The following is a 3,724-nucleotide window of genomic DNA, read 5'->3' on the forward strand; positions in this document are numbered from 1 at the left end:
TTTGGGGGAGGTTTCTTCCGAAAACGGTAAGATTTTCAGCGGCGAAAATTACATGGTCGTTAAGAAAGACATGAAGAAAGGGGAGCAGATTAAGCCGCACGATCATCCGGGTTTTAAAACGCTGATTTTTGCCGTTGGAAAAGGAAGCTTTGACGTGACGTTGAATCAGACTGAAAAACATACTGTCGGCGCAGGCTCGGTGTTGAGGTTTGGCAGCGATGCAGTGATTGAGGCAATTGCAACCGAAGATGCGGATGTGGCAATTACTTTGATTAAGTAAACCGATAGATGATAAAAGGCCGTCTGAAAAATGATGTTTCAGACGGCCTTGTTTATTCATTCAACTATTGCCATTAAGCGCAAATCAAATAGATGAAGCCGGAGCCGAAGATATCTGCCAAGGCGTGAATCAGGAAAAACGGCAACAGGTTTTTGACTTTGTATTTGTAGAAGAAGTAGTACATCAAGCCGAAAACAACGCCGATAACGGTCGCCCAAAGCATGCCTTGGTAAGTATGGAAGGAGACACGTACCAAGGTTGAATAGGCCAATGCCTGCCATTTGTATTTGTCTTCCACGCAGGTTAAAAGGCCGAGGAAACAGAATTCTTCGTAAAAGCCGTTTAAAAGGCCGTAGAGGATGGCCATCGGCGCAAGGGCGGCGAATTTGTCGAAAATGGATAATGGTTTGATGTATTGGAAGATTTCAGTGGTGAAGTAATTATAGCCGCCGCTTAACGAAGTTACCGCATCGGCGGTCAGACCCATCAGGATAAAAATCACAGGCGTCCAAAACAATACGCCTAAATTAAAGCGAATCGGCAACTGTTTGAAGTCGAAACGGCGGATAATGAGGTAAATCAAAGCAATAGCAAGTAGCGTCAACTGCAGGCTCATGTTTTCAGAATAAGCCACGCCGGTTACCGCAGTATCGCGCACTTCTTCGCTAACAGCGGCCGTTTCCACTTGCGGCATCAGGCTGGCAATATAAAGTTGGGTAGAACGGTAGGCAAATTGACCGAACAGGATAGCGGTAACAATCAGCATGTCAAACCAGCGCAGATGGCGCAAAGGCTCTTTAGGGCGGATAGCGGCGAGTATGCTCATAATTCTCCTCTTTACTCTAATTAAATGGGAATGCGCAATAGTTACATAAACATACAAAAATCGTCAACAATTATCGTAATAAAACATGAATTAAAAATCAGACCGTTTCAGACGGCCTGAAGCGCTTCTAAAATGCCGTATTTTCCGAAGGGTTTATCTTCAAAAATATGGCATAATCACTCTATTGCAAACCAAGGAATCTTAATCGTGAGTATTTCTCTGTCCCAATATCTGCTCTACCTGCAATATATGTTGGCAGGTGTTGCCATGACTGTAGTTTTCGGTGCCGTATATCTGCGGATTACACCTGCCGAAGAATTGCGCCTGATTAAAAACGGCAACCTTGCCTGCGCCTTATCGTTTGGCGGCGCGTTGGTCGGTTTCTGTCTGACGCTTGCCTCAAGCATTGCCCACAGCGTCAGCTTCATCGATTTTATCCTGTGGGGACTTGCCGCAGCAGTGATTCAGATTTTTGTCTATTTCGCTGCCACAATGATGATTAAAGGCGCTACCGCAGAACTTATCGGCAACAATGTCGCCGTAGGTGCGCTGTTTGGCGCAGTGTCCATCTCGATCGGCATTTTGAACGCTGCTTGCTTGACTTGATTTTGATGGTTGGTTGGATAGCAAAAGATGTGCTGATCCTGACTCCTACCTAGAAAAATTATCGGTAGATTTTTTTGACTTATAAGGTCTTATGTCTGATGGTATTGGCGTTATAGTGAAATTCTGAAAGCATCAAAAAATTTAGACGGCCTGTTATATACAAGGCCGTCTGAAACATTTTAACTACTTAAGTTCATCAAATTAGAAAGAGTATTGCAATCTTACGCCCGCTTCGTGGGTGTGGTTTTTAGGTTCTATAGATCCCAATTCATATGAGTCATACTCTTCCGTAACGGTAAGGTTCGATTCTTTAACTTTCCAGCCGCGATAGAATGGAGCGAGGCTGATTTTGGAGCCGTTAGCGAATTTTTTAGATATAGGCACTTCAACCTCGATACCTTGTCCGCCGCCTTGTTTCATTCGGGTTTCTACCTGGTCGGGTTCGTAAGAATATTGGCGGCCTTTCACGGCACGATTGTAGGCAATGCGGGGAGATATCTCAAAGTTTGCAGGAAGGGCGATATTTACTCCGGTATTGATTTGCGCATATGTGGTTCGGTTTTTGCGGTCATAATCATTTGGATCAATGCGGCTACTTAAGTCTCTCAGAACGCGGTGTCCCAAGCCGGCCCCGGCAGCAATGCTAAAGCGATCGTTAATCGGGAGTGTATATTCGTATAAGGCACGGATATCGTATGCGCGGCGTGGTGCATTTTTGAGTGTGGCTGAGCCATAACTTGCTGAATCGTCGATATAATCCTCAGTTATATATTGTACACTTCCTGTGTAATCTGTTTTACCGCGCGAATAACGGCCTTCTAATTTTGCCGCATGGCGATCGTTGAAACGGTATTTTACGCCGGCATTAATAGACCATAAGTTGCCTTTTTGCTGCATTAAGCGACTACCATCTTGTTCGTATTCGCGATAGGTCTCGTTGTAATATTCGCTGCCAACGGTAAATTCAACAGGGCGGGCAGCCTGTGTACTTACGGCAGCAGAGAGTGCTAACACTGCAAAACAGAAATGAGCAGAATTTTTCATATAAATTCCTTTTACTTTATGAAAGCCAATGTGATAATTTGACAATACAGCATGATGAATTTCTAGGATTTGGTAAATATTAACAGGTGTAGTGAACGCTTGGTATGGTGTTTAATGATTTTCTACCTGTATTTGTCTTTTTTATGATATAGCGCAGGTAAAAGCAGAAAAATAGTGTAAAACAGAGTCTGCATGAATTTTAATGATATGTTAATGTTTCTGGGTCGGCTAGTGGGTTGAACACTAAAAATAGATAGAGCAACCCACTCTATTCCCATGCATTAAGACATTTTGAATGTTTATATCATATGACATTCTATTTGTATAAAATAAGCGATATAACCGACCAGGCAAATTGACCTGGCTGCCCATAAGTTATCCCTTCTTCTTCAAATAAGGAACTGCGATGTTCAACTTTATCAAGAAACAGTTTATCGACGTCATTCAATGGCCGAATCCCGACGACAGCCTGCTGATGTGGCGTTTTCCGATTGCCGATGAGGAGATCCAAAACGGTGCGAGCCTGACTGTGCGTGAGGCGCAGATGGCGATGTTTGTCGATGAAGGCGTAACCGCCGACGTGTTTGGTCCGGGGCGTTACACGCTCAATACGCAAACGCTGCCGGTGCTGACCAACTTGAAAAACTGGGACAAGCTTTTTGAATCCCCTTTTAAATCGGATGTTTACTTTTTCAATACCAAACAACAGCTCGCACGAAAATGGGGTACATCTCAACCGATTACCGTACGCGATGCCGAGTTTGGCGCGGTGCAACTGCGTTCGTTCGGTATGTATTCTTACCGCATCAGCGATCCGGCAAAATTCTTTAAAGAAGTCAGCGGTGTGGCGGCGCAATACAGCGGCGTAGACTTGGAAAACCAACTGCGCAATATCGCAGTCACCCAGTTGGCGGCCGCGTTCGGCAGCTCCGGTATCCCATTCTTGGATATGGCGGCGAACCAAGTTT

The 3,724-nt window shown here is 44.6% G+C and carries 5 protein-coding genes; 3 read left to right on the forward strand and 2 right to left on the reverse strand.

The window, feature by feature from the left end:
* Nucleotides 1-280: hypothetical protein (locus ACTHUM_RS10805; protein WP_440402879.1), on the forward strand; the 280-nt coding region annotated here is incomplete at its 5' end.
* A gap of 73 nt (nucleotides 281-353) precedes the next feature.
* Here the strand turns inward: ACTHUM_RS10805 and ACTHUM_RS10810 are convergent.
* Complete coding sequence (locus ACTHUM_RS10810) at nucleotides 354-1,106, reverse strand: CPBP family glutamic-type intramembrane protease (RefSeq protein ID WP_107768874.1); 753 nt, start codon at nucleotides 1,104-1,106, stop codon at nucleotides 354-356.
* Nucleotides 1,107-1,313: 207 nt separating this feature from the next.
* Here ACTHUM_RS10810 and ACTHUM_RS10815 point away from each other — a divergent pair, with 207 nt between their 5' ends.
* The gene (locus tag ACTHUM_RS10815; protein WP_003686124.1) at nucleotides 1,314-1,712 is read left to right on the forward strand and encodes a DUF350 domain-containing protein; all 399 of its coding nucleotides are present in this window, start codon (nucleotides 1,314-1,316) and stop codon (nucleotides 1,710-1,712) included.
* Nucleotides 1,713-1,913: 201 nt separating this feature from the next.
* Here the strand turns inward: ACTHUM_RS10815 and ACTHUM_RS10820 are convergent, their stop codons facing one another.
* On the reverse strand, nucleotides 1,914-2,756 hold the full coding sequence (locus tag ACTHUM_RS10820; RefSeq protein WP_107768873.1) for an outer membrane beta-barrel protein: 843 nt from the start codon (nucleotides 2,754-2,756) through the stop codon (nucleotides 1,914-1,916).
* Nucleotides 2,757-3,162: 406 nt separating this feature from the next.
* Here ACTHUM_RS10820 and ACTHUM_RS10825 point away from each other — a divergent pair.
* Nucleotides 3,163-3,724 (forward strand): SPFH domain-containing protein (locus tag ACTHUM_RS10825; protein WP_440402880.1); only part of this gene is annotated, 562 nt, incomplete at its 3' end.

The sequence above is a fragment of the Neisseria sp. P0021.S006 genome (genome assembly GCF_051956895.1).